15 protein-coding genes are annotated in these 22,943 nt (G+C 34.4%); 7 read left to right on the forward strand and 8 right to left on the reverse strand.

Going from position 1 to position 22,943, the window contains the following annotated elements:
- Positions 1-169: 169 nt before the first annotated feature.
- The 4 genes from ACWA1F_RS18635 to ACWA1F_RS18650 form a co-directional block, all read right to left on the reverse strand.
- On the reverse strand, positions 170-730 hold the full coding sequence (locus ACWA1F_RS18635) for a helix-turn-helix domain-containing protein (RefSeq protein ID WP_456895836.1): 561 nt from the start codon (positions 728-730) through the stop codon (positions 170-172).
- A 186-nt stretch (positions 731-916) separates the two neighbouring features.
- Positions 917-1,447, reverse strand: a complete 531-nt coding sequence (locus ACWA1F_RS18640; protein ID WP_456895838.1) for a DUF3347 domain-containing protein — start codon at positions 1,445-1,447, stop codon at positions 917-919.
- Between the two features lie 100 nt (positions 1,448-1,547).
- Positions 1,548-1,883: a hypothetical protein gene (locus tag ACWA1F_RS18645; protein ID WP_306159180.1), complete on the reverse strand. Its 336-nt coding sequence runs from the start codon at positions 1,881-1,883 to the stop codon at positions 1,548-1,550.
- A 94-nt stretch (positions 1,884-1,977) separates the two neighbouring features.
- The gene (locus tag ACWA1F_RS18650) at positions 1,978-2,811 is read right to left on the reverse strand and encodes an AraC family transcriptional regulator (protein ID WP_306159178.1); all 834 of its coding nucleotides are present in this window, start codon (positions 2,809-2,811) and stop codon (positions 1,978-1,980) included.
- A gap of 103 nt (positions 2,812-2,914) precedes the next feature.
- Between ACWA1F_RS18650 and ACWA1F_RS18655 the strand changes: the two genes are divergently transcribed.
- From ACWA1F_RS18655 to ACWA1F_RS18670, 4 genes are all read left to right on the forward strand, one after another.
- Positions 2,915-4,081: an MFS transporter gene (locus ACWA1F_RS18655; protein ID WP_306159176.1), complete on the forward strand. Its 1,167-nt coding sequence runs from the start codon at positions 2,915-2,917 to the stop codon at positions 4,079-4,081.
- A gap of 626 nt (positions 4,082-4,707) precedes the next feature.
- Positions 4,708-7,953 (forward strand): SusC/RagA family TonB-linked outer membrane protein, encoded by a 3,246-nt coding sequence (locus tag ACWA1F_RS18660; RefSeq protein ID WP_456895841.1) that lies wholly within the window; start codon positions 4,708-4,710, stop codon positions 7,951-7,953.
- 16 nt (positions 7,954-7,969) lie between these two features.
- Entirely contained in the window at positions 7,970-9,772 is a 1,803-nt protein-coding gene (locus ACWA1F_RS18665; RefSeq protein ID WP_456895843.1) for a RagB/SusD family nutrient uptake outer membrane protein, read from the forward strand.
- Between the two features lie 27 nt (positions 9,773-9,799).
- Positions 9,800-11,371, forward strand: coding sequence for a DUF5123 domain-containing protein (locus ACWA1F_RS18670; RefSeq protein ID WP_456895845.1), 1,572 nt, complete (start codon positions 9,800-9,802; stop codon positions 11,369-11,371).
- Between the two features lie 100 nt (positions 11,372-11,471).
- Here the strand turns inward: ACWA1F_RS18670 and ACWA1F_RS18675 are convergent, their stop codons facing one another.
- The 4 genes from ACWA1F_RS18675 to ACWA1F_RS18690 all read right to left on the reverse strand — a co-directional run bounded on the left by ACWA1F_RS18675 (position 11,472) and on the right by ACWA1F_RS18690 (position 13,827).
- Positions 11,472-12,092, reverse strand: coding sequence for a pentapeptide repeat-containing protein (locus tag ACWA1F_RS18675; RefSeq protein ID WP_456895847.1), 621 nt, complete (start codon positions 12,090-12,092; stop codon positions 11,472-11,474).
- Positions 12,070-12,279 carry a hypothetical protein gene (locus ACWA1F_RS18680; protein ID WP_456895849.1) on the reverse strand — a complete coding sequence of 70 codons (210 nt, stop codon included), beginning with the start codon at positions 12,277-12,279 and terminating at the stop codon, positions 12,070-12,072. The genes ACWA1F_RS18675 and ACWA1F_RS18680 overlap by 23 nt, the downstream gene beginning before the upstream one ends.
- 61 nt (positions 12,280-12,340) lie before the next feature.
- Positions 12,341-13,261: a helix-turn-helix domain-containing protein gene (locus ACWA1F_RS18685; protein WP_456895851.1), complete on the reverse strand. Its 921-nt coding sequence runs from the start codon at positions 13,259-13,261 to the stop codon at positions 12,341-12,343.
- 2 nt (positions 13,262-13,263) lie between these two features.
- A complete protein-coding gene (locus ACWA1F_RS18690; protein ID WP_125722622.1) occupies positions 13,264-13,827 on the reverse strand; it encodes a DUF6642 family protein in 564 nt (187 codons plus the stop codon).
- 184 nt (positions 13,828-14,011) lie between these two features.
- Here ACWA1F_RS18690 and ACWA1F_RS18695 point away from each other — a divergent pair, with 184 nt between their 5' ends.
- The 3 genes from ACWA1F_RS18695 to ACWA1F_RS18705 all read left to right on the forward strand — a co-directional run bounded on the left by ACWA1F_RS18695 (position 14,012) and on the right by ACWA1F_RS18705 (position 22,943).
- Positions 14,012-14,617, forward strand: a complete 606-nt coding sequence (locus tag ACWA1F_RS18695) for a 5'-methylthioadenosine/S-adenosylhomocysteine nucleosidase family protein (RefSeq protein ID WP_456895853.1) — start codon at positions 14,012-14,014, stop codon at positions 14,615-14,617.
- A gap of 343 nt (positions 14,618-14,960) precedes the next feature.
- A complete protein-coding gene (locus tag ACWA1F_RS18700; protein ID WP_456895855.1) occupies positions 14,961-19,091 on the forward strand; it encodes a hybrid sensor histidine kinase/response regulator transcription factor in 4,131 nt (1,376 codons plus the stop codon).
- 825 nt (positions 19,092-19,916) lie between these two features.
- On the forward strand, positions 19,917-22,943 hold the full coding sequence (locus ACWA1F_RS18705) for a SusC/RagA family TonB-linked outer membrane protein (protein ID WP_456895857.1): 3,027 nt from the start codon (positions 19,917-19,919) through the stop codon (positions 22,941-22,943).

Raw genomic sequence — 22,943 nt, forward strand, 5'->3', positions numbered from 1 at the left:
GCATGCACCCGCGGTTGAAACCGTGGGCTATGGCTATAATCTTTGCGTTGAAAAAATATAAAAATAAAAAAGTTCGCAAAGCTTAAAAAAACTTTGTTCCCGATAGCTATCGGGATTGCGTAACTCTTTGCGTGCTTTGCGGTTTTAAAAAAATAGCGGTTAAGCCAAACTACAAATTCTCCAACTGAATTCGGTTTTTATCTTTTAACTGTTTAAAACCAGTAGGAGTATGGCCAGTAATTTTTTTGAATTGATTACTCAAATGTGCGACGTTGCTGTAGTTGAGAATATCAGCAATTTCGCTGAGAGAATGTTCATCGTAAACGAGCAGTTCTTTTACTTTTTCGATTTTCTGGCTAATGAAGTATTTTTCGATTGTAGTATTTTCAACTTCAGAAAATAAATTGCTTAACGAATTATAATCTTGGTTGAGGTTTTCTGCTAAATAATCTGAAAGATTAATTTTTAGATCATTGTTTTTGTGGTGAACCAAATCGACAATAAGGTTTTTTATTTTCTCGATTGTTTTTGTTTTTTTATCATCGATTAAATCAAAACCAATAGATTGAAGATTCTTCAATAAAATATCTTTCTGATTTTCATTGATTTCTTCCTCAATTTCAGCTTCTCCCAAATTAACAGAAATAGGATGAAGTCCGAGTTGTTCTAACTCAGACTTCACCACCATTATGCATCGGCTGCACACCATATTTTTGATGTATAGTTTCATATGTTTTTACTTATGAAATGATGATTAAACACATAGAAACATAGATTTTTTCTTTATAAAATGAATTTAAAAAAACTAGTTTTTCACACATAGCTTTAGGTAAAGCCTATGATTATTGATGCAAGTGAAACGCCTTTTCAGCATTCAGAACTATGATTCTATGTGTTTAAAAAATCTTCAAAGAGTTTATTTAATCGTTTCTACCACATTTCCGCAAGTAAGCATAGAAGAACCGTAGTACGGATTTTTTACAGCTTTTTCTTTGCTTAACCAGTCAGCATCGGCCATTGGGCAATATTGTTTGTAAATTGGTTGGTCTGGATTTGAAACTTTTATTAAATCGTAAGTATTTTTAGAAAGCGATTTAAAAGTCTCGCGCTGTTTTTTAAGATCTGTAGTAGTTGAAATACTTTTAGCATCGGCAGTTAGTTTTTTTACGACTTTCATCCAAACCGTATGCTCGCTACCTTTTAGTTTATCCATTTTGACTGCATTGATTGCTGCTAATAAAGTTGCCGCTTTCGCCGAAGTCAATTTGCTGTCGCTTTTTATAAGTGCATCTTTTACGGCAAAATAAGAATCATAAACTGACTGCAGCTGACTTGCATCAACGATTTCTGTTATTCCAGATTCTGATTTTGTGGTGTTTGCTTGAATAGTATTGGCGCTAAATAATACTGTTAAGACTGTTGCTAAAGCTATGATTGATTTTTTCATTGTATATAATATATTAAGTAAAGGATTTAATTTCCCTTTAAAATTAATTAAAAAAGTTGATTTCAAAAAGACCCAATATGGGCTGTCACAAATGCAATAATTATATTTTCGGCTTTAGCCAAATAGAAGTAAATCCAGAAGAAATAGTTGAATTACTGTAGGATGAAATAGTGTTTTTTAAAAAAAAGTTGAAAACATCTTTTTGTAAATCAAAATCATTTGAAGTTAAAATGACAAATTGCAAGGCAGAGGCAGTACAGCCCGAATGACGGCATTTTCCATCGCAATTGTGTTTTTCTTGTTTCGAAGTTTTCTTTTCACAGCATTTTTTAGAACAGCTGTTTTCTTCTTTTGTGCTAATTTCTTTTTGATGTCCGCTATTGCATGCATGGCTGTAACCGGGGTTCCAAAAGAAACTCAGTGTTAGAAAAAGCATTACTATGTGGATTCTTTTGGTCAAAGAAATTATTTTTAGAAGTACAAATTTAGTTAAAAAATACTCGAAGAAACTTTTTTTAAGATTTCGCTAACTAGAGTTTCTTAAAATCGGTTGGTTTCATGTTTTTGCGTTTCTTGAAATAATTCGTCAAGTGACTTTCGTCTGTAAAACCAAATTCATACGCAATTTGTTTAATCGGCAATTGATTGTTGTGAAATCTTTTTTCGATTAAAGCCATTCTTAAGTTATGAATATATTCGCGATAACTAATGCTGAAAGTTCTTTTGAAATAAGCACTAAAATAAGTTTGAGCAATATTAAAATGTTCTGCAATAACTTTTACCTGAATCAATTTTGGCTGATAAATATTCTGATGAATGTAATTGGCAATTTGCTCATTATCTAAATGTGTCGATTTCATCTGCAAGTTCATGCCTCGAATCGTTTCTTTAATTAAACCAAAAATGGAAAGAATCTGATAGAAAACAATTGGCGAAGATGTAACGTCAATATAATGATTATAGGTTACGATGTTTTCGACTGTGTTTCTTAAAATTGTTTTGCAAGGTTCATCAAATTTCAAAACCGTTTCTTTTAAGATTTTATCTCTCATAAAACTTTCGGGAGTATTCACCAAAAACTCATCGCAGGTTAGATTCTGTTTGGAGTTGAAATAATTGTCGGTGAATTTGATGAATATAAATCGTGTGCTTTTCTTTATATCAAAATAATGTTCATCGTCTGGCGAAATTACAAATAGATCTCCTGCTTTGTAGGGTAATAAGTTGTTATTCAAATGATGAATGCCACTTCCTTTTTTAATATAGATAATTTCGTAATACGTATGAGTATGCGGAGGAAGATGAAATTTCTCTTCTTCAAATTCATCAAGGACAAGAGTTTTAAACTGATTTAATTTCGGCATAACTTAAATGTACAATTTTATATCACAAATTTACAATTTATTTTCAGGTTAACGGCGTTAAATTTGCATCGTAGAAATCTATTCCTTTCTACAGTAAATCAAAATGAAAAAAAGTCTTATTGCACTCTCTTTAGGAGGGTTAACTATTGGAATTACAGAATTTGTAATGATGGGATTACTCCCAGATATTGCTTCAGATATGAAAGTCTCTATTCCGGTTGCCGGATATTTAATTTCGGCTTACGCGCTTGGAGTTGTTATTGGAGCGCCTTTATTAGTAATCGCAGGAAGAAATTATGCGCCTAAAAAAATGCTTTTAATTTTAGCTTTAATGCTGGCCGTTTTTAATGCTTTATCCATCATTGCTCCCGATTATAATGTATTATTTGCTTCTCGATTTTTATCTGGATTGCCACACGGAGCATTCTTCGGAGTGGGTGCGGTAGTCGCAAGCCGTTTGGCAGATAAAGGAAAAGAAGCGCAGGCAATTTCGATAATGTTTGCAGGATTAACCATTGCTAATTTAATAGGTGTGCCGATCGGAACTTATATAGGACACCATTTTATTTGGCGTTATACTTTTGTGTTAATTGCTATTGTTGGCTTATTGACTTTTTTGGCTATTTATTTATGGATGCCAAATCTTGAAAAAGGAGAAAGCGTCAATATGAAAACACAACTTCAATTTTTTAAGAAAACAGAAGCTTGGTTAATCATCGGAATCACTGCTATTGGTTTTGGAGGTTTGTTTGCTTGGATCAGTTATATTGCTCCTTTATTAATTAATGTTTCTAAATTTTCGCCAGAAGATGTTTCTTCAATTCTGATTTTGGCAGGATTAGGAATGGTTGTCGGTAATTTTGTTGGAGGAAAACTAGCAGATCGTTTTTCACCTGCTCCGACAACTCTGGCGCTCTTACTTGTTATGTCGACCGATTTGGTTTTAGTTTATTTCTTCTCGTTCAATCAATATATGTCTTTATTCCTGACTTTCTTAACTGGAGCTATTTCGTTTTCTGTTATTGCGCCAATTCAAATGCTGATGATTCGTACGGCAAAAGGAGCTGAGATGATTGCTTCGGCCTCTCTTCAAGGAAGTTTTAATATTGGTAACGCATTAGGTGCTTTTCTTGGCGGATTGCCTTTGGCGGCTGGATTTAGTTATTCTTCCCCTAATCTTATAGGAGTTGTAATGTCTGTGATCGGAATGATTATTACTTTCATCCTGATGAGGTTACATCAAAAACAGGTTCGAGTACAGCCTATCTAATTCTAAAAATTACATTCTTTTAGCCCTTAACGTTTGTTTAAGGGCTTTTTTTTGTTTTGAAAATAACGAAACTTATAGTCAAAATTACTTTTTCCCTCTCAAATAAATCTTTTTTATAGGTAAAATCACTATAAAATTTTGCAGATATTCCCAGTTCGTAAAAACTTTTTTAGTACTATTTTAACTTTTTAAGTGTAAAATTAACACCTAAAAATTTCGTAATTAATATTCATGTAATCGATTGTTTTTTTTGCAAAAATCGAATCAAATGAACGATTAATAATAATATATTTAATATTTTATATTCGTATAAATTATATATGTCACATAAAAATCGGATATAATTTTTAATTTGTAATTTTTTTTATGAAATTTTTGGGAATTTTTATTTTTCATTTCGAAAAAATATCTATGTTTGTGTAATCGATTACAACTTTTTTTCTTTGTTTCGAAATCGATTAAGTAAAAAAGGCTGAAAATGTACTAAACGTAAAGCTTTAATACAGATATAAATAAAGTATTGTTAAAATAAAACCTCAAAAATTAACTAAAAAATGAATTGAAAGTAACCACAAAAAACCACTTAAACCAAAAAGAAAAAACATTAATAACTTAAACAATCAACCATGAACTTTAAAGAACTATTAAACAAAGGAGCAAATTTTTGCTTTAAACTTGTTTTCTTACTGTGCTTATTGATCGGTAGTCAAGTACACGCACAGGGCACAACGATAGAGGGAACCGTGAAGGATGCTGCGGGACTTTCTCTTCCTGGGGTAAACGTCTTAGAAAAAGGAACTAAGAACGGAACTTCTACCGATTTTGACGGACATTATAAAATAAAGCTTACCAACCCGAAAGCGGTCTTAAGTTTTTCTTTTATAGGATTTAAAACCATTGACATTTCGGCTGACGGAAAAACAAAAGTAAATGCAACGATGTCTGAAGATTCTAATAGCTTAAATGAAGTTGTTGTAATTGGATATGGAACAGCTAAAAAATCTGATTTGACTGGAGCGGTTTCTACAATATCAGGTACCGACCTTAAAAAAGTACCAGTAGCCAATGTTGCTGAAGCTTTAACTGGTCGTATTGCCGGTGTACAAGTAACAGCAGCAGAAGGATCTCCAGATGCAGATATCAAAATTAGAGTTCGTGGAGGTGGTTCACTTACTCAAGATTCTTCGCCTTTAATTATTGTAGACGGTTTTCCGATCAATAATATGAATGATATTTCTTCATCTGATATCGAGACAATGACGGTTTTAAAAGATGCGGCTTCAACTGCAATCTACGGATCTCGTGGTGCAAATGGGGTTATCCTTATTACAACAAGAAGAGGTAAAGATGGAAAAATGGCAGTAAACTTCAATATGTTCTATGGGATGAAAACTATGGCTAATGAAATTGATGTTTTGTCTCCTGAAGATTATACTAAATGGCAATACGAATATGCTTTGCTATCACAAAGTGGAACTAAAGTAGCTTCTAATCCTGATAGTTATACAAAGTATTTTGGAAACTGGGAAGATCACGATCTGTACAACGGTTTAAAAGGTGATAATTGGCAAAAGCAAGTTTTTGGACGTAGAGGTGAAGTGCAAAGCCGTGATTTGGGAATTAGAGGAGGAACAGATAAGATTAATTATAATTTTAATTATGCTCATTATGATGAAAAGGCAATTATGATCGGTTCAAATTATAAAAGAAACAACCTTTCATTGGCTTTGAATAGCAAATTAAGTGATAAGATTGACGTTGGTTTTACAGTGCGTTATTCAGATACAGAAGTTGATGGTGGTGGTGTAAATGAGCAAAATGAGAAATCTTCATCAGATTCACGTATGCGTACTATTGTGGGATATGCACCACTTCCTGTATCAGGATTAACCTCTGAAGATGTTAATGGCGATGGGACAGATATGCTAATAAATCCTTTTACTTCTATTTCTGATAATCAGCGTCAACAGTTCCGTAAAAACTTTAATATGTTAGGAAGTTTTGGATGGGAGATTGTAGATAATTTGAAATTGAAAGTAGATTTAGGTTTGGATAATTTTAATAATCAAGATTACCGTTTTTATGGACTGACTACTTATTATGTGGCCAACTCGCCACTGGCTACTTTACAGAATATGCCTGCAATGATTATGTCAGATAATAAAGAGAAACGTTTTAGAAATGCTAATACGTTGACTTACGATTTCAAAAAATTAATGGGAGAGGATCATCATTTAACAGCTCTTGTTGGAGAAGAAAGTATTACATATACAACAAATACGCTAACAAATACAATCCATGGATATCCTACTTTTTTTGATTTTGAAAAAGCAAAAACATTAACAACACAAGGAACTCCACAATCTGTAGATAATTATTACAGTCCAGATGATAGATTATTATCATTCTTTGGACGTGCAAATTATGATTACAAAAATCGTTACATTTTATCAGCTACGTTTCGTGCAGATGGTTCTAGTAAATTTCAAGAGCAAAACCGTTGGGGCTATTTTCCAGCATTTGCAGCAGGATGGAAAATTTCTGAAGAGAATTGGTTAAAAAATAAAAGTTGGTTAAGCCTTTTAAAGTTGAGAGCTAGTTATGGTGAGGCAGGAAATAATAATATACCTGTTGGTCAGCAAGTTCAAATTTTCCAATCTACAGCAACTACATGGATTAATGGTGTTACTAGTGTTTGGGCACCTTCTAAAACAATGCCTAATCCTGATTTGAAATGGGAAACGACAGTAACTCAGAATTTTGGTTTGGATTTTGCATTTTTCAAAAATCGCTTAAGTGGTAATTTTGATGTCTATAAAAATGTTACCAGCGACTTGTTAATCAATTTTCCAGTTTCTGGAGTTGGATATGATTATCAATACCGTAACATGGGAGAAACACAAAACACAGGTTTTGAAGCTACTATAAATGTTGTTGCAATTGAAAAAGAGAAATATGGACTTAATTTTTCATTCAACATGGGAGTAAACAAAAACCGTATTAACTCACTTGGGGTTATGAGCGATTTTGGACAAGCAACAGGATGGGCTTCTTCTCAAATCGGAGATGACTATCTAGTAGCAGTAGGATCTTCGTTAGGTAGCATGTATGGCTATAGAAATGATGGCAGATATGAAGTTTCAGACTTTGATTATGTTGGAGGAAAATATGTTCTAAAAAGTGGTGTAGTGAATACCTCTACTTCTCTAGTAGGAAGCGGAAGTAGCCTTATGCCTGGAGATATGAAATTGAAAGATGTTAATGGAGATGGTATAGTAGATATAAAAGATAAAACAGTTATTGGTAATGTTAACCCTAAAAGCACGGGTGGTTTTGTAATCAACGGTAATGCTTACGGATTTGATTTAATGGCGGCTTTCAACTGGAGTATTGGTAATGAAGTATATAATGCTGATAAAATTGAATTTTCTACAGCTACAGCTTCGGGAAGATACAAGAACTTAAACTCGACGATGGCAGACGGTAAGAGATGGACAAACTTAGATCCAGCAACGGGACAATTAGTAATAGATAACCCTGAAGCTTTAGCAGCTCTTAATACTAATACAACGATGTGGTCTCCATATATGAGAAGCGCTATTTTTACTGATTGGGCTGTTGAAGACGCCTCTTTCTTAAGATTAAATACTTTAACATTAGGGTATACAACACCTCAAATGTTTACATCAAAACTTGGAATTTCAAAGTTGAGATTTTATTTAACGGCTAGCAATGTTTTTGTTTGGACTAACTTCAGTGGTTCTGATCCAGAAGTTTCAACAAAAAGGAAAAATCCACTTACACCAGGTGTTGATTCAAGCCCTTATCCAAGAAGCAGACAAATGATTTTTGGTATGAATCTTAATTTCTAATTTAAAAGACAACAAAATGAAACATAAAATAATAATAGCGGGATTGATAATTTGTAGTCTATTTAGTTCTTGCCAGCAATTTGAAGACGATTATTTAGATACAGATGCAAAATCAACATTAGATCCAGCGTTGATCTTTTCTGAAGTGGCACTTGCCAAAGGAGCTGTTGATGGAATAAAAGTACCATTTGCAGAGACTAACTCTTATAGAGGAAGATTTTTACCATATTACGGATTAAATACAGATACAGAATGGTACAATACTTCGCAAACAGCTGGTGATAAAGCAGATTTATGCGTTTATGATGCTAAGCCAACTAATACCGAAATGAATACAACCAATAACGCTTATGCGATGATGTATTCAGGTATTGAACGTGCTAATGTTTGCATTACAGGTATGCGTCAATATGGAAATCCTGTACCAGGATCAGAAATGGGACAGCTATTAGGAGAGGCTTTAACATTAAGAGCTATTTACTATGCCGATTTGCTTAAATCATGGGGAGATGTTCCAGCTCGTTTTGAGCCTATTACTACTGCTACTTTATATTTGCCTAAAGCAGACAGAGATATTATTTATAAACAATTAATCGCAGATTTAGGAGAAGCTTCTACATTGGTTGCTTGGCCTAACCAAACTTCTTACACGAGTACAGTAGAACATGTAAATAAAGCTTTTGTAAAAGGATTTAGAGCACGTTTGGCTTTAGCGGCAAGTGGTTATCAGCAATATCCTGACGGAGTAAGAAGAAGTACTGATCCAGAACTTTCAGTAGCAAACATGTATGCATTAGCATTAAAAGAATCTCGCGAAGTGATTCAAAGTGGCACTGCGCGCTTAGAATCTACTTTTGAAGGATTATGGAGAAAATACAATGAGGAGAATACTGCGGCAGGAGGAGAGTCTCTTTGGGAGCTTCCTTTTTCTGATGGACGTGGAAGAATGTTATTCACTTTTGCAGTAAAACATACCGCAGCGGCGGATCAGTTTCAAGCAAATGGAGCTAACCGTGGTGGTGTAGCAGGACCATTACCTTTTGTTTTTTACGATTATGATCAAGCAGATGCACGTAGAAATGTTACTTGTGTACCTTATAAATATGGCACAGCGACAAATGGTATTGCTAAGCAAGAGCTAGGGACTTTAGATACTTGGTATTTTGGTAAATACCGTTACGAATGGATGAAGCGTTATGTAACTTCTACAAATGATGATGGAGTTAATAAAATGTATATGCGTTATGCTGAAGTACTTTTAATTGCTGCTGAAACAGCAAACGAATTAGAAGGCCCAGGTGCAGCAATGCCATACTTAAAAGAAGTTCGCAGAAGATCATTTTCTTCAGCAGACCAAGCAGTGAAAGTTGAAAATTACGTAAATGCTTTAACTAGTAAAGAAGCAATGCTTAATGCTCTTGTTGAAGAAAATAAGTATGAATTCACAGGCGAAATGGAGCGTAAGCAGGCTCTTATTCGTTGGAATTTGCTTAAAGTTAACTTAGACAAAGCGAAACAAAAAATGGCAGAATTATCTACTCGTACTGGACAATATGCTGACGTTCCAGCAACTTTATACTACAAATACCAATCGGATAATGTAAGTTTAGATATCTATGGGCTTAACCGTGGAGAAACTGCTAATCCAGGTGTATTATATTCATCTACTCCGTGGACATGGACAGGAACAACTGCTGATGCTAAAATAGCTTCATTGTATAAAGTAGGAGTTAATCCTGATAACAGACAATATTGGCCAATATGGCAAGTGTTTCTTGATGCAAGTAATGGTCAACTAAAAAATGATTTCGGTTATTAAAATCTTTCAAAAAACTTATAAGTTATTATGATGAAAACAATAAATATATTTAAAGGATTAATAGCCATATTACTTCTTTCAATTGCTGTTTCAAGCTGCGAAAGTTATAATGAAGCGCTATTAGACGGTATAGGGAATTCAAGGGAATTCTCGCCTATTGGACTTAAAGCTACAATTAGAAATAAAACTGCAGTTGAATTAAATTGGACGACTAAAGCAGATGAAAAAGCAGATCATTACGTAGTAGAATTTAGTGCCGATGACCCAAGCTTCAGCACAATTTACAAAGCTATTAATGTAGCGCCAAGTGAACTTCCTATACTAGTGCCTCTAGAAGGAGAAACGGTTTATTCTATTAGAGTAAAATCTGTCACTTCAGGTTTAGAAGATTCTAAATGGTCAGTTATAACCGCTACAACATTATCGGAACAAATAATGTTCCCAGTTCAAGATTCAGATATTCAAGCAACTCAAGTTACATTAAGATGGACTCCAAATAGCGCGGTAACACAAATTACAGCTATGCCTGGAAATATTACTCATACTATTACAGCAGCTGAAAAGACTGCCGGTGTAGCTACTCTTACAGGCTTAACTCCTGAAACTGCTTATACGGCAATTTTATACAACGGTACTAAGAAAAGAGGTGATGCAACATTCACAACTGGAATTGATATTGGAACAGGAATATTAGTTAAGGTAGGAGATGATGTGCTTCAAAAAATTGCTGATGCGCCTTCTGGTTCTATATTAGTTTTTATGCCAGGTGATTACACAGCTCAAACTGGAACAATAGCAGTAAATAAAACATTGACTCTAAGAGGTCTTAGACCAGGTGATAAACCAAAACTTAAATTTAATTTCACGTTAGCTAATAATCCTGCTAATTCAAGTGAAGTGGTTAATTTCTCTTTAATCGATATTGATTTAAGTGGAGCTGGCACAACTGGAGGTGCAATCGCAATTAGTTCGCCAGCTGCAACAAATTTAGGTGACGTTTTAATTAGCGGTTCTTATGTTCATGATTTCCCATCACAATTAATGTATGGAAATGCATTAGCAAGACTAAAATCGTTCTCTGTTGATAATAGTATTATTGAAAATGTAAATACTGCAGGATCAGCTGATTTTATCGATTTCAGAACAGCTTATGTAGCAAACGTTTCTTTAACAAAAAGTACATTTGATAACTGTTCTTCTCGTGATTTCATACGTTTAGATGCTGCTGCAACTTTAACAGGAACAGGTTTAACTAGCAATATCTTAATTGATGCATGTACAATTTATGCGCCTACACTTCCTGCAGCAAGTAGAATCTTGTATGTGCGTTTTGCTGCAAATGCTTCAATAGTGCGTAATACAATATTAACAGTTGGATCAGCATCTTATACAAATAATGCTGCAACCGCTGCTCCTGGGTTCTCAAATAACAATAATTTCAATTCGCCTAATCTGCAGGCAACAGGAAGTAATAATAGACCAGATGCTTCTGCAACTGTACTAGACCCTCAATTTCCTAATGCCCCTAACGGTGATTTCACAGTTAAAAATCAAACATTAATTGATAGAAAAGTAGGAGACCCTCGTTGGATCAAATAATAAAAAATCGTGGTTGATTAAATAGAAAAAGCGGGACACAATTTATTTTGTGATCCCGCTTTTTTATTTTTCGTTTATTTCCTTGAAATTAAACTAATAATTATTCGATAGAAAAATCAAATTTTTGAAGTAAACCTGCAAGCGCGGCATGCGAAACCTTTGTGCCTTTAATTTTGTTTTCTGACGGATCAAAAGCATAATTTCTGGAGGTTCTAAAATCGGTTTTTTCTAGAATGCTATCTGCGAAAGTGGCACCAGAAAGATCACAATTTTTAAAAACCGCTAAAGATAAATCAGTATTCGAGAAATCGGTTTCTTTTAGAGAGCAATCTATAAAATTGGTTTTCTTTAGTTTTTTATAAATGAATGTGGAATACTCCAAAATGCAATCTTCAAAATTCATAGAGAATAAGAAACTGTTGCAGGCGCTAAAGTCCAATCCCATTAATTTACAGCCAATAAATTTGATGTTTTTCAAACCAGTATTTCGTAAAGTCGCTAAAGAAATATTGCAGTTTTTGAAAGTGCAATCTAGAAAGTCGTTATGGCTTAAATCGCTTTTAGAAAAATTGCAGTTAAGGAACTCGCAGTTTGCAAATTCGGTATTGGCTAGACTTTGTTCCGAATAATCGATGGTTTCGAAAGTTCGGTTTTGGTATAATTTTGATTCCATATAATGATAAGAAGGCGTGTGTATTTTATTCCAATTCGATGCATTCAAAAACCGTATTGTTTTGAAGCAGGTCTGCGACATTCAATTCGCTGTCAACTCTTAAAATATTATCACAGTCTTCAAGGTCGAAATTCCACTGAGACTCTGGTAATAATTGATTTAGCAATGCAGAAGCCGATTCGAATTTGCTCTGATTATCAACGGAAGTTTTAAAAACATAAATCATAGTTTGCATTTTTGAGGAAGCAAATTTCTGAAAAACAAAGACATATTTGTTAGGATTCTATAATCAATAATTAGGACTTATCAATCATTTTTCGATATCGGATAGGAGAGATTCCTTCTGCTTTTTTAAAAAATCGACTAAAGTAAGATTGATCTTCAAACCCGACTTGCGTTGCGATTTCACCTACAGAAAGAGTCGTTTGGAACAATAAATATTTTGCTTCCAATAATATGTTTTCGTCAATCCATTTGACAGCAGATTTACCTGTTACTGTTTTAATACATTTATTCAAATGGTTTGGAGTGACATTTAGTAAAGAAGAATAATAATTAACCTGATGCTGGGTTTTGATATGGTCATGAATCAATTCTTTGAATTTTGCTGTAATGGCTTCCGCTGCCGAAATGCTTTTAGAAGTTTTTACCGCATTTTTATTCATTTCATAAAACAAAGTAATCAGATACGATTGCACAATATTGAAATCGGTAACAGTAGTTTCAGAATATTCCTTTTTCAATCGTTCTAAAATATTGGTAATTGGAGCAATATCTTCTTCTGCAAGTTTGATTTTAGGATTTCCTGAAATTTTTAAAAAATCAAAATCATTTAGCAGTTCGCGGCTGCCGTATTTTCGAATTAAAATATCGGGATGAAACTGGCAGATGTAGCCTTTATGAATATTATTGACATTATCTAACGAAAAAATCTGACCAGCCGGAACAATTATCATTTCGTTATCAGTCGTTATATATTCCTGATAACCCAACTTCATAGTATGCTGGCCCGAAGAAATAAAAATAACCGTATGACAGGAATGTTTAGAAGGCGGCACTGGATGCTGCATGTGCATGATTTCTTCGATTTCCAGACAGAAAAAATGATCAGAATTCGATTTGAAAAGCAAATGGATAGGATTGTCTTCTCCTAAAAACTTCTCTCGAAATCCCTTTGGACTATAGGTCTTTATTTTCTCTGCCTGCTTCTTTTCCATTTTTAATAATATAATCTAAAATCAAGCAGTTTGCACAAATTGTAATGTTTGGCATAAAGATCTTCAACAACCTCAATCAGATTGTCATTTTCCTGATATAAACTAAAAAAAGCCTTGTCAATAGTACTGCAGCTGGCAATTTTATTGTAAGTCGAACCATAGCCAGAAATTGCCCGTGCTCCAGTAATATCTAAGAAATACTGTGCTTCTTCTTCGTTTAAATCTAAGACTTTCAGATTGGCAAAATGAATAATTTTGCCTTTCATTTTTCCTTCAAACAATTCGGCAATTTCTTCAATGCTGTAATAATAATCGTGAAGACAGATATTGTTTTGTTGTCCGGGCATGGCAAGATAAATGATTTCATAATCCTTAAAATTATGATCTTCATAAAGAAGAATATTCAAACTTTCTTCAAGCCCCTCGATTGTGTCGCAGGTTTTATGAATACTAGAAATACCTTGGTCAATTGCCAATTCTTCCAGACATTTTACCACATGAGTTGGTGTGTGATCGTCTATATCTTTGACGCCTTCAAGGCAGAAAATAAATTTTTCATTATCCATTCAGTCTCTCTTTCTATTATTTAAAGATTGAAATTATTTTTATACTGATTCTAACAAAAGTATTTTTTCTAAAATAAAATCCCGCATCCAGAACAGACTTTAACGTCTTTTTTGGATTTTATATAATTGCTTCAGCCTCATAAAATTTTAAACGTATTTTTGTAAACCGAAAATTAAATTATTCATGATACAGATTAACCAAACAGCATCATTTGCTGTTGAAGATATAGTATTCTGCTTTGCACTTCCATCTGAAGCAGCAGAAGTTTTTAAAGGACAAAACGTTTTATTTACCGGAATCGGAAAAGTAAATGCCGCTTACGAATTGACAAAACAGATTCAAAAGAAAAAACCTGCCGTTATTATCAATCTAGGATCGGCGGGAAGCAGCTGTTTTCAAAAAGGCGACGTAATCTGCTGCACCAAATTTGTACAAAGAGATATGGACGTTCGTGGCTTAGGTTTTGAATTATATGAAACCCCACTTTCTGGTTTACCGCCCGTTTTAGAATATGGTTTATTGATGGATAACTTAACAGAAGGAATCTGCGGAACCGGTGACAATTTCGAAATGGGACATTGTTCTGATGCGTATAATGTTGTTGATATGGAAGCCTATGCTTTGGCCATGATTGCCATGAAAGAGAATATTCCATTTTTATGCTTAAAATATATTTCTGATGGAGCCGACGATAATGCCGCAGAAGACTGGAGCGTTCAGGTTCATAAAGCTGCGATTACTTATGGTAAAATTTTGGGATTGATTGAAGAAGAAGCAAAAACAGTATGATTCGGTAGATTTAGCTGATTTGATATTTAAATTCAATTGTTTTTGTCGGTATAATATGAACCTGAAAGGTTCAAATATTTATAGCATATAATTTCACCATTGTTGGTACGACCCCTTCGGGGTCGCATCGTGTTTTGTATTTCTTAGTTTCTATAAATATGTAAATCCTCCGGATTTTGAAAATTCTCAATAAAATCAACCAATAAAGTACATTTACACCCCTTAAAAAGAAAAAACTCCCACCCTTAATTTTCGCATAAACATTATTTTGCAGTCAATTCCCTTGATTTTTTTTCATAGGTTTATTGACGGTAAATCTTTCGGATTTTATTAAATTTCGTTTATGCAGCATCTCAGAATCTACTTTTTAAGTTTAATTGTATTTCTTTCCATTTCTTTCGAGGCAAAGGCGCAGCGATCCGATTTGTATTTTGACCATATCGATTACGATGTGAGTTTTTCGCAAAGTATGATTTCCAGTATCCATCAAACCCAAAAAGGATTTATATGGATTGGTACGGCAAACGGATTGATCAGTTATGATGGTTATGATTTTCTAAGATACGTTTACAACAAAGACATTCTCAACAGTATTAGCAACAATCACGTCAATGTGATTTTGGAAGACAATGAAAGACAGCTTTGGATTGGAACCAACAACGGACTGAATCTATTTAACAAAAACGAAAGAAGTTTTCTGCGTGTCGATGTTCAGAAAATAAAAGGCGGAAGAAATTATATTTCATCCATAATTCAGGACGACGAAAACCGAATCTGGATTGGAACTTTTGGCGGAATCAAAAAATTAAACAAACAAAAATATTTACTTGAAGAAATCTCAAACGATCATAATTCGCCATTTAGAAAAAGCAGGGTTTTGTCTTTGTTTTATGATAAAAATTATGGTGTTTTGGTTGGAACTGCAAAAGGTTTGGAATGTTTTGATCCTAAAAATGGTTCGAAAAAAGCGCTTCCAATTGCTTTGGCTGAAAACCAAGATTTACTAAAATCGAAAGTCTGGAAAATCATAAAAGAAAAAAACGGCGATTTATGGTTTGCTACCGAAGCCAACGGCGTTTTTAAATTTGATATAGATAAAAATACCGTAAAAAATTACTTGGTTAATTCGCCTGGGAAAACCAGTTTATGTTCCAATTGGGTAAATGATATCACGGCAGTTGACAACAATACGATTTGGTTTGCGACCAAAAACGGTTTGTGTGTTTATAAAAAAGACCGAAACGAATTTACCAAATACGGTCACAATCCTCTGCAGAGTTACAGTCTTTCAGACGATGACGTAAAGTGTTTTTTAAAAGACCGTCATAACGATATTTGGATTGGGACAAATGGAGGCGGAGTCAACTTTTTTCAGAAAACCAATACCAATTTTACCAATATACGAGAAGTGGTAAAACCCAATTTTGGTTTAAATACCGCTTTTGTAAATGCTGTTGCCAGAGAAAATGACGGTTCGGTTTGGGTGGGAACGAACGGTGGAGGTCTGAATTATCTTGATTTTAAAAACAATACAAATGCTTCCTATCAGATTGAAGGTTATGATTTTGACAAAAGTGTCAATATGATTACGGCTTTGGTGAATCAGGACGCGCAAAATTTGTATTGCGGAACTTTCAACGGACTTTTCAAATTCAATAAAAGCAGTAAATCTTTTCAGTTTATCTCGCTTTCGCGAAAGGATTCCAAAGAGAGAGAGCGCCCAATTACTTCGTTATTAATGGATAACGGCGATTTATGGGTGGGAACAAACGGAAACGGACTGAAAAAAGTTATGCCCGACGGAACAGTCGAAATTTACATGGCCGATGGAAGCTCAAATTCGCTTAGCGATAACTTCATCACTTTTATCGAAAACAGAAAAGATGGACTTTGGATTGCTACGCAGTACGGTTTGAATTATTTCGATAAAAAATTAAAACAGATTACAAGAGTTTTCAAAACAGGTTCAAAAAGCGGACTTTCGAATAATAGTCTCACTGTAATGTTTACCGATTCTAAAGGCAGATTCTGGGTTGGCGCAGAAAGCGGAGGCGTTACTATTTTTGACGAAAAGAAAGGGCGATTTTTCGAAATCAACCGTTCGATGGGGTTTACAGACGAAACTATCAAAAGTATTTCGGAAGATTCAGAAGGAAATATCTGGATCAGCGACAACAATCTGTTGTATAAAATTAGAACCAAAAATGTAAAACCAGTTTTGAATATCAGAGATTTCGAAATCACTTCTTTTTCTTCTAAAGATGGTTTGAAAGTAAAACAGTTCTCTAATAATTGCAGTACAAAACTCAATGCGAAACAATTGGTTTTTGGCTCTTCAAACGGATTAATTGTTTTTAAACCACATAAATTAATTAAGACCGAAAACAAATTGCCAATCGTTCTCACCAAACTTATTGTAAACAACGAAGAAATCAGACCCGGAAATAAAGAGGTTTCGATGGAAAAACGCATTAGTGAAACTTCCGAAATCACGTTGAAACACGATCAAGGTTATATCGGATTGGAATTTAGTGCTATGAATTTTATTTCTCCAGAAAAAAATGAATATGCCTATAAATTGGAAAGTTCGTTCAATAAAGACGAATGGCATATTATTGGTTCGCAGCATTACATCAATTTGACCAATTTAAATTCGGGAACTTATACGCTGCAAATTAAAACCTCAAATGGAGGAGGAGAATGGAATCCAAACATTAAAACTTTAAAAATTACGATGCTGCCGCCGTGGTGGAGAACTTGGTGGGCTTACATTTTCTATTTGGGATTATTAATTGCAGGTTCTGTTTTATTATTTCGTTTTTTAAGAAATCGAGAATTGTTAAAACAAGCTTATTATTTAGATCAAGTCGAAAAGGAAAGACAAGAAGAATTGTATAAAATGAAACTGGATTTCTTTACGAATGTTTCGCATGAAATCAGAACGCCTTTAACTTTAATAAGCGGACCTGTTGAAGAACTTTTAAGCGGTGCAGAAAAGGGTTCGAATATGGAGCATAAACTCAAAACCATTAAAAACAATTCGGATCGATTATTGAAACTGGTCAACGAATTAATGGATTTTAGAAAAGCCGAAAAAGGAAGCATGAAAATCTATTGCGAACAGCAGGATATTGTTTCGTTTTGTTTTGATATTTACGAATCGTTTCGGGGTATTGCCGTTGAGAAAAAAATCGATTATAAATTCGTTCTCAACATCAATACAGCGTTGATTTATTTTGATAAGAACCAAATGGAAAAAGTAATTTATAATTTGCTTTCGAATGCGTTTAAATTTACAAGTAAAGGTGGAAAAATTACTTTGGCAGTTGAACAAAAAGACAATTCAGATTTTATCGAAATAAAAGTAAAAGACAACGGAATTGGAATTCCTGATAATCGTAAAAAGAAGATTTTCAAAAACTTTTTTCAATTAGATGATCGCGGAAGTGCCAATTTGGGAAGCGGAATTGGTCTGGCTTTAAGTAAAAGTATTGTCGAACTGCATCACGGAGAAATAAAGGTTCAGACAGAAGAAGATCCGAATTTCAATACCATTTTTACTATTAAACTGAAAAAAGGAAAAGAGCATTTTAAAAAATCGCAAATTGTTGAAAGTTCGGTTAAAATAGAAGAAAATGCCAATCCGATTTCTGATGTGAAAACTGAAATTGAAGTTTTTGAAAGAGATTTTACGGAAGAATTGGATAGCAGTAAAAAAACAGTTTTAGTTATTGATGACAATGAAGAAGTGCTTTCGTTTGTTTATGATGTTTTGTATACAGATTACAGAGTGCTGAAATTTACAAGCGGATCAAGTGCGTTGGAATTTATGGAAAAAGAAATTCCGGACCTCATTGTAACCGATGTCATGATGCCCGAAATGGATGGTTTTGAACTGTGTACGATTCTAAAAACAAACCTAAACACCAATCATATTCCGGTAATTATGCTTACGGCAAAATCTTCGACTTTAAACAAAATCGAAGGACTTTCAACCGGAGCCGATGCGTATATTTCGAAACCTTTTAGCATTGAAGAATTAAAATTGACAATTGCGAATCTATTATCGGCTAAAGAAATTATGCGCCAGAAATTTGGCGAAGGCTTTATTACAGATGTTCAGGAAGAAAATCTAAATACTCCCGAAGGTTTGTTTTTAAAGAAACTGACTCAGATTATAGAAAACAATCTCGATAATACCGATTTTGACGTAAACGATCTGGTAAACGAAATCGGAATGAGCCGAACGGTGCTGTATAAAAAAGTGCAGTCTTTAACTGATCAATCGGTAGCAGGTTTTATAAAAAATATGAGATTGAAGAAAGCTGCCAGTTTATTGGCTAATACCAGTTATTCGGTTGCCGAGGTTACGTATATGGTAGGTTTTAATGACAGAAAACATTTTAGTAAAGAATTTAAAAAGTGCTACAATCTTTCTCCGACTGAATATAAAAGTTCTCAGGGACGTATTTAACCGCAAAGGGCGCTAAGATTTACGCAAAGTCCGCAAAGTTTATTTTAAGCTTTGCGGACTTTGCGCTTTTTTCTTTATGTGCTTTGCGGTTAAATTTTAGCCACAGATTATGCAGATTAGCACAGATTTTTCTTTTTAATTTTTGTCAATAATTTTTATCTCGCAGATTTGGCAGATTTGGGGGATTTTCTGCTTGAGTAAAGATCTCCGCAGATTTTCTATAAATAAAGCTAAAAACTAAATCTGCATGATCTGCCAAATCTGCGGGAAAAAAAAACATATTTCATGCTGATTGATAATAAATCTTTTTAATTCTTTTAATCTGTGGCCAATAAGCTTTGCGGACTTTGCGCTTTTTTCCTTGCGGACTTTGCGGTTAAATTTTAGCCACAGATTATACAGGTTAGCACGGATTTTTATTTTTAATTTTTGTCAATAATTTTTCTCTCGCAGATTTGGCAGATTTGGGGGATTTTCTGCTTGAGTAAAGATCTCCGCAGATTTTTTGTAAATAAAGCTAAAAATTAAATCTGCATGATCTGCCAAATCTGCGGGAGAAAAATTAAAATATCTTAATCCTGTATTCCCATAGTTATTGGATAATTAAGATTTTGCATTATTACCAAATAAAGTTGCTTTTTTTACGGGCTGTAAAATTTTTAAGTTTTTTATTACGAATACCACATAATAAGACTTAAAAACCCATAAAAAACATATTCGCACCCCTAAAAGGGAATATTTTCCTCCCCTTAAAACATCATTTATTAGTCACATTTGCAACATAAATCATGACTGATTTCTATCTAACTAACCAATAAATTACTTATGAAAAAAAACAAACATGCAAAGATGTTTTTTCTTGAAGGAAACTATCTCAAACTAGTTTTATTGTTTTTGATGTGTATTACAAGTTTAAACTTGCAGGCACAGGAAACTCCAATTTCAGGAAAAGTAGTCGACAATGCAGGTCTCCCATTACCAGGAGTAAATGTACATGTCAAAGGATCTACAAAAGGAACTCAAACCGATTTCGACGGTAACTTTACCATTAGTACAGCGCCAAAAAGCACACTCGTTTTTTCTTTTATCGGAATGGACGAAATTGCTGTTGATACAGAAAACAAGAAAACCTTAAAAGTAACTATGAAAGCCAGTTCTCAGGCTTTGGACGAAATTATCGTGGTAGGTTACGGAACCAAAAAGAAAAGTGATGTTATCAGTTCGGTGGCTTCTGTAAAACCGGGCGATCTTACTAAAGTAGCAACTTCAGATGTGGGAGAAATGCTTCGAGGAAAAGCGGCCGGAGTTCAGGTAAGTTTAGCTGACGGAGGACCGGGAAGTTCTTCTTCCATTCAGATTAGAGGAAAAAAATCGATTAACGGTAGCAACGAGCCAATCGTAATTGCAGACGGAATTGTTATCGGAAACATCAATGATATCAATGCCAACGATATTGCTTCGCTTGAAATCTTAAAAGATGCTGCAGCACAATCTATTTATGGAGCACGAGCTGCAAACGGTGTTATTTTGATTACGACTAAAAGAGGAAAAACAGGAAAAGCAAAAGTGTCTTATAATGGTTTCTCAGGAGTACAGACTATTAATAGAAACTTTGACGTGTACAGTGGAGAAGAATTTGCACAACTAAAAAGAGAAGCATACAGAACTAGCAACGGTGGCGTTTACAGACCAGACGAGCAGGTTTTTACTCCGTTGGAATTAGAATCTGTTCAATCTGGAAAATATATTGATTGGGAAAAAGAAGTTTTAAGAACGGGCGTAACCAATAACCACAGCATCAGCATTTCGTCTGGAACAGATAAAATGAGTGTTTTTTCGAGTATCAACTACATTAATACTTCAGGTGTAGTTCCGAATTCGGATTATGAAAAAGTGGCGATGAGAGTTAATGTCGATCAAAGAGTTACTGATTGGCTGAAAGTGGGAATGAATGTTTCGCTTCAATTCTCAGAAACCAACAGACCAAATATTGGTAATATTTTAAATAATGCGATTAATACTTCTCCGCTGGGACAAATTTATAATGATGATGGTTCGTTCCGTTATCTGCCGGGCGGAATTCAAGAAACACCAAATCCGCTGATTGATGTTTACGAAACCAGAACCAATGAGCTGAACCGAAATGATATCATGAATGTGTTTTTGGATATTAATCTGGCAAAAGGTTTTACGTATAAATTAAATGCCAGCCGCAGATCGTGGAATTATAAAGCAATGTCTTTTAACAGTTCAAAATCTCTTTCAGGAATTGCCAATTCAGGACAAGGAAGCGGTTACATCGAGTATAAAGATAATGTAGAATATCAGTTGAGTAATATTTTGCATTACAACTTCAATTTAGCCGAAAAAAATCATTTCAATGCGACGGGAGTTTACGAATTAACCTCATCAGAATATAATGATTTTAGAAACTCAGCAAGTCGAATTCCGAGTGATATTTTAGGAATTTATGGTTTAGAAAGTGCTTTCTTAAATACGCCTTTAATTGGCGGAAACGAAAGATCGCTAATTTCTTTCGCAGGAAAATTAGAATACGATTTTGACAGTAAATATTATTTTACCGTTTCAGGTAGAGCCGATGGATCTTCAGTTTTTGGAGCTAATAATAAATGGGGATTCTTTCCAGCGGTGAACGCAGCGTGGAATGTTTCGAATGAAGAATTTATGAAAGAGCATGTTCCTGTTTTGAGTAATCTGAAATTAAGAGCGAGTTACGGTAAAGTAGGGAATCAACCTCAAAATCCATATCAAAGTATGGCAACCGCTACACAGCGTGATTATATTATTAACGGTGTAAAAGTTTCAGGATATGTTCCAGGATCTCAATTATCAAATCCGGATTTAAGATGGGAAACTTCAACACAGTTAAATCTTGCAGCAGATTTTGGCGTATTCAAAAACAGATTAAACGGAACCGTTGAGGTTTACAATACCGATACTTCAGACTTATTGATTTACGAGACGCTTAACGCGAATACCGGTTACACCACCAAGCTTTCAAACATTGGTAAAGTAAACAATAAAGGTATTGAGGTGACGCTGAATGGAGATGTGATCAAAAAGAAAGATTTCAGACTGAATCTGGGTGCGACTTTCACTAAAAACAAAAATAGCATTGTGAGCATTTACGGAAAAGATGCAGACGGCGACGGAAAAGAAGATAATTCTGTTGGAAATCTTTGGTTTATCGGACAGCCAATCGATGTCTATTACCGTTACAAAGCTGTTGGAATTTATCAGGAAGGCGAAAATATTCCATTGGTTACAGGAACAACTTTATATCCTGGAGATATAAAATTATGGGATGCAGATCCGTCAAACGGTGCCAATCCGAATCCGGATCAGGACAGAGTGATCACTTCCAAAATGCCGGATTGGTTTGGGACTTTCTCAGTGGCTTTAGAATACAAACAATTTGATTTTTCTGCCGATATCTATACCGTTCAAGGTGTTACGAGAGATAATTTGTTTTTATACGATTATGTACGCGGAGGTTCTTTAAGAGGGGTTAAAAACGGAATCAAACAAGATTACTGGACACCAGAAAATCCAGGTGGAAACTGGCCGAGACCAAGAGATGGAAACGATCCGCCGTACATCAATACTTTAGGACTTCAGGATGCTTCATACATTCGTTTGCAAAACGTTTCTGTCGGATTTAAATTCCCTGAAAATACATTGAAATCTTTAGGATTAAGCAATATGAGATTGTACGTAACGGGAAGTAATCTGGTTACGATTACAGATTATCAGTCTTACAGCCCAGAAAAAGAGATAAGCGATTATCCTGAACCTGTAACTTGTGTTATTGGCTTGCAAGTAGGTTTCTAA

It is taken from the genome of Flavobacterium erigeronis, assembly GCF_054075165.1.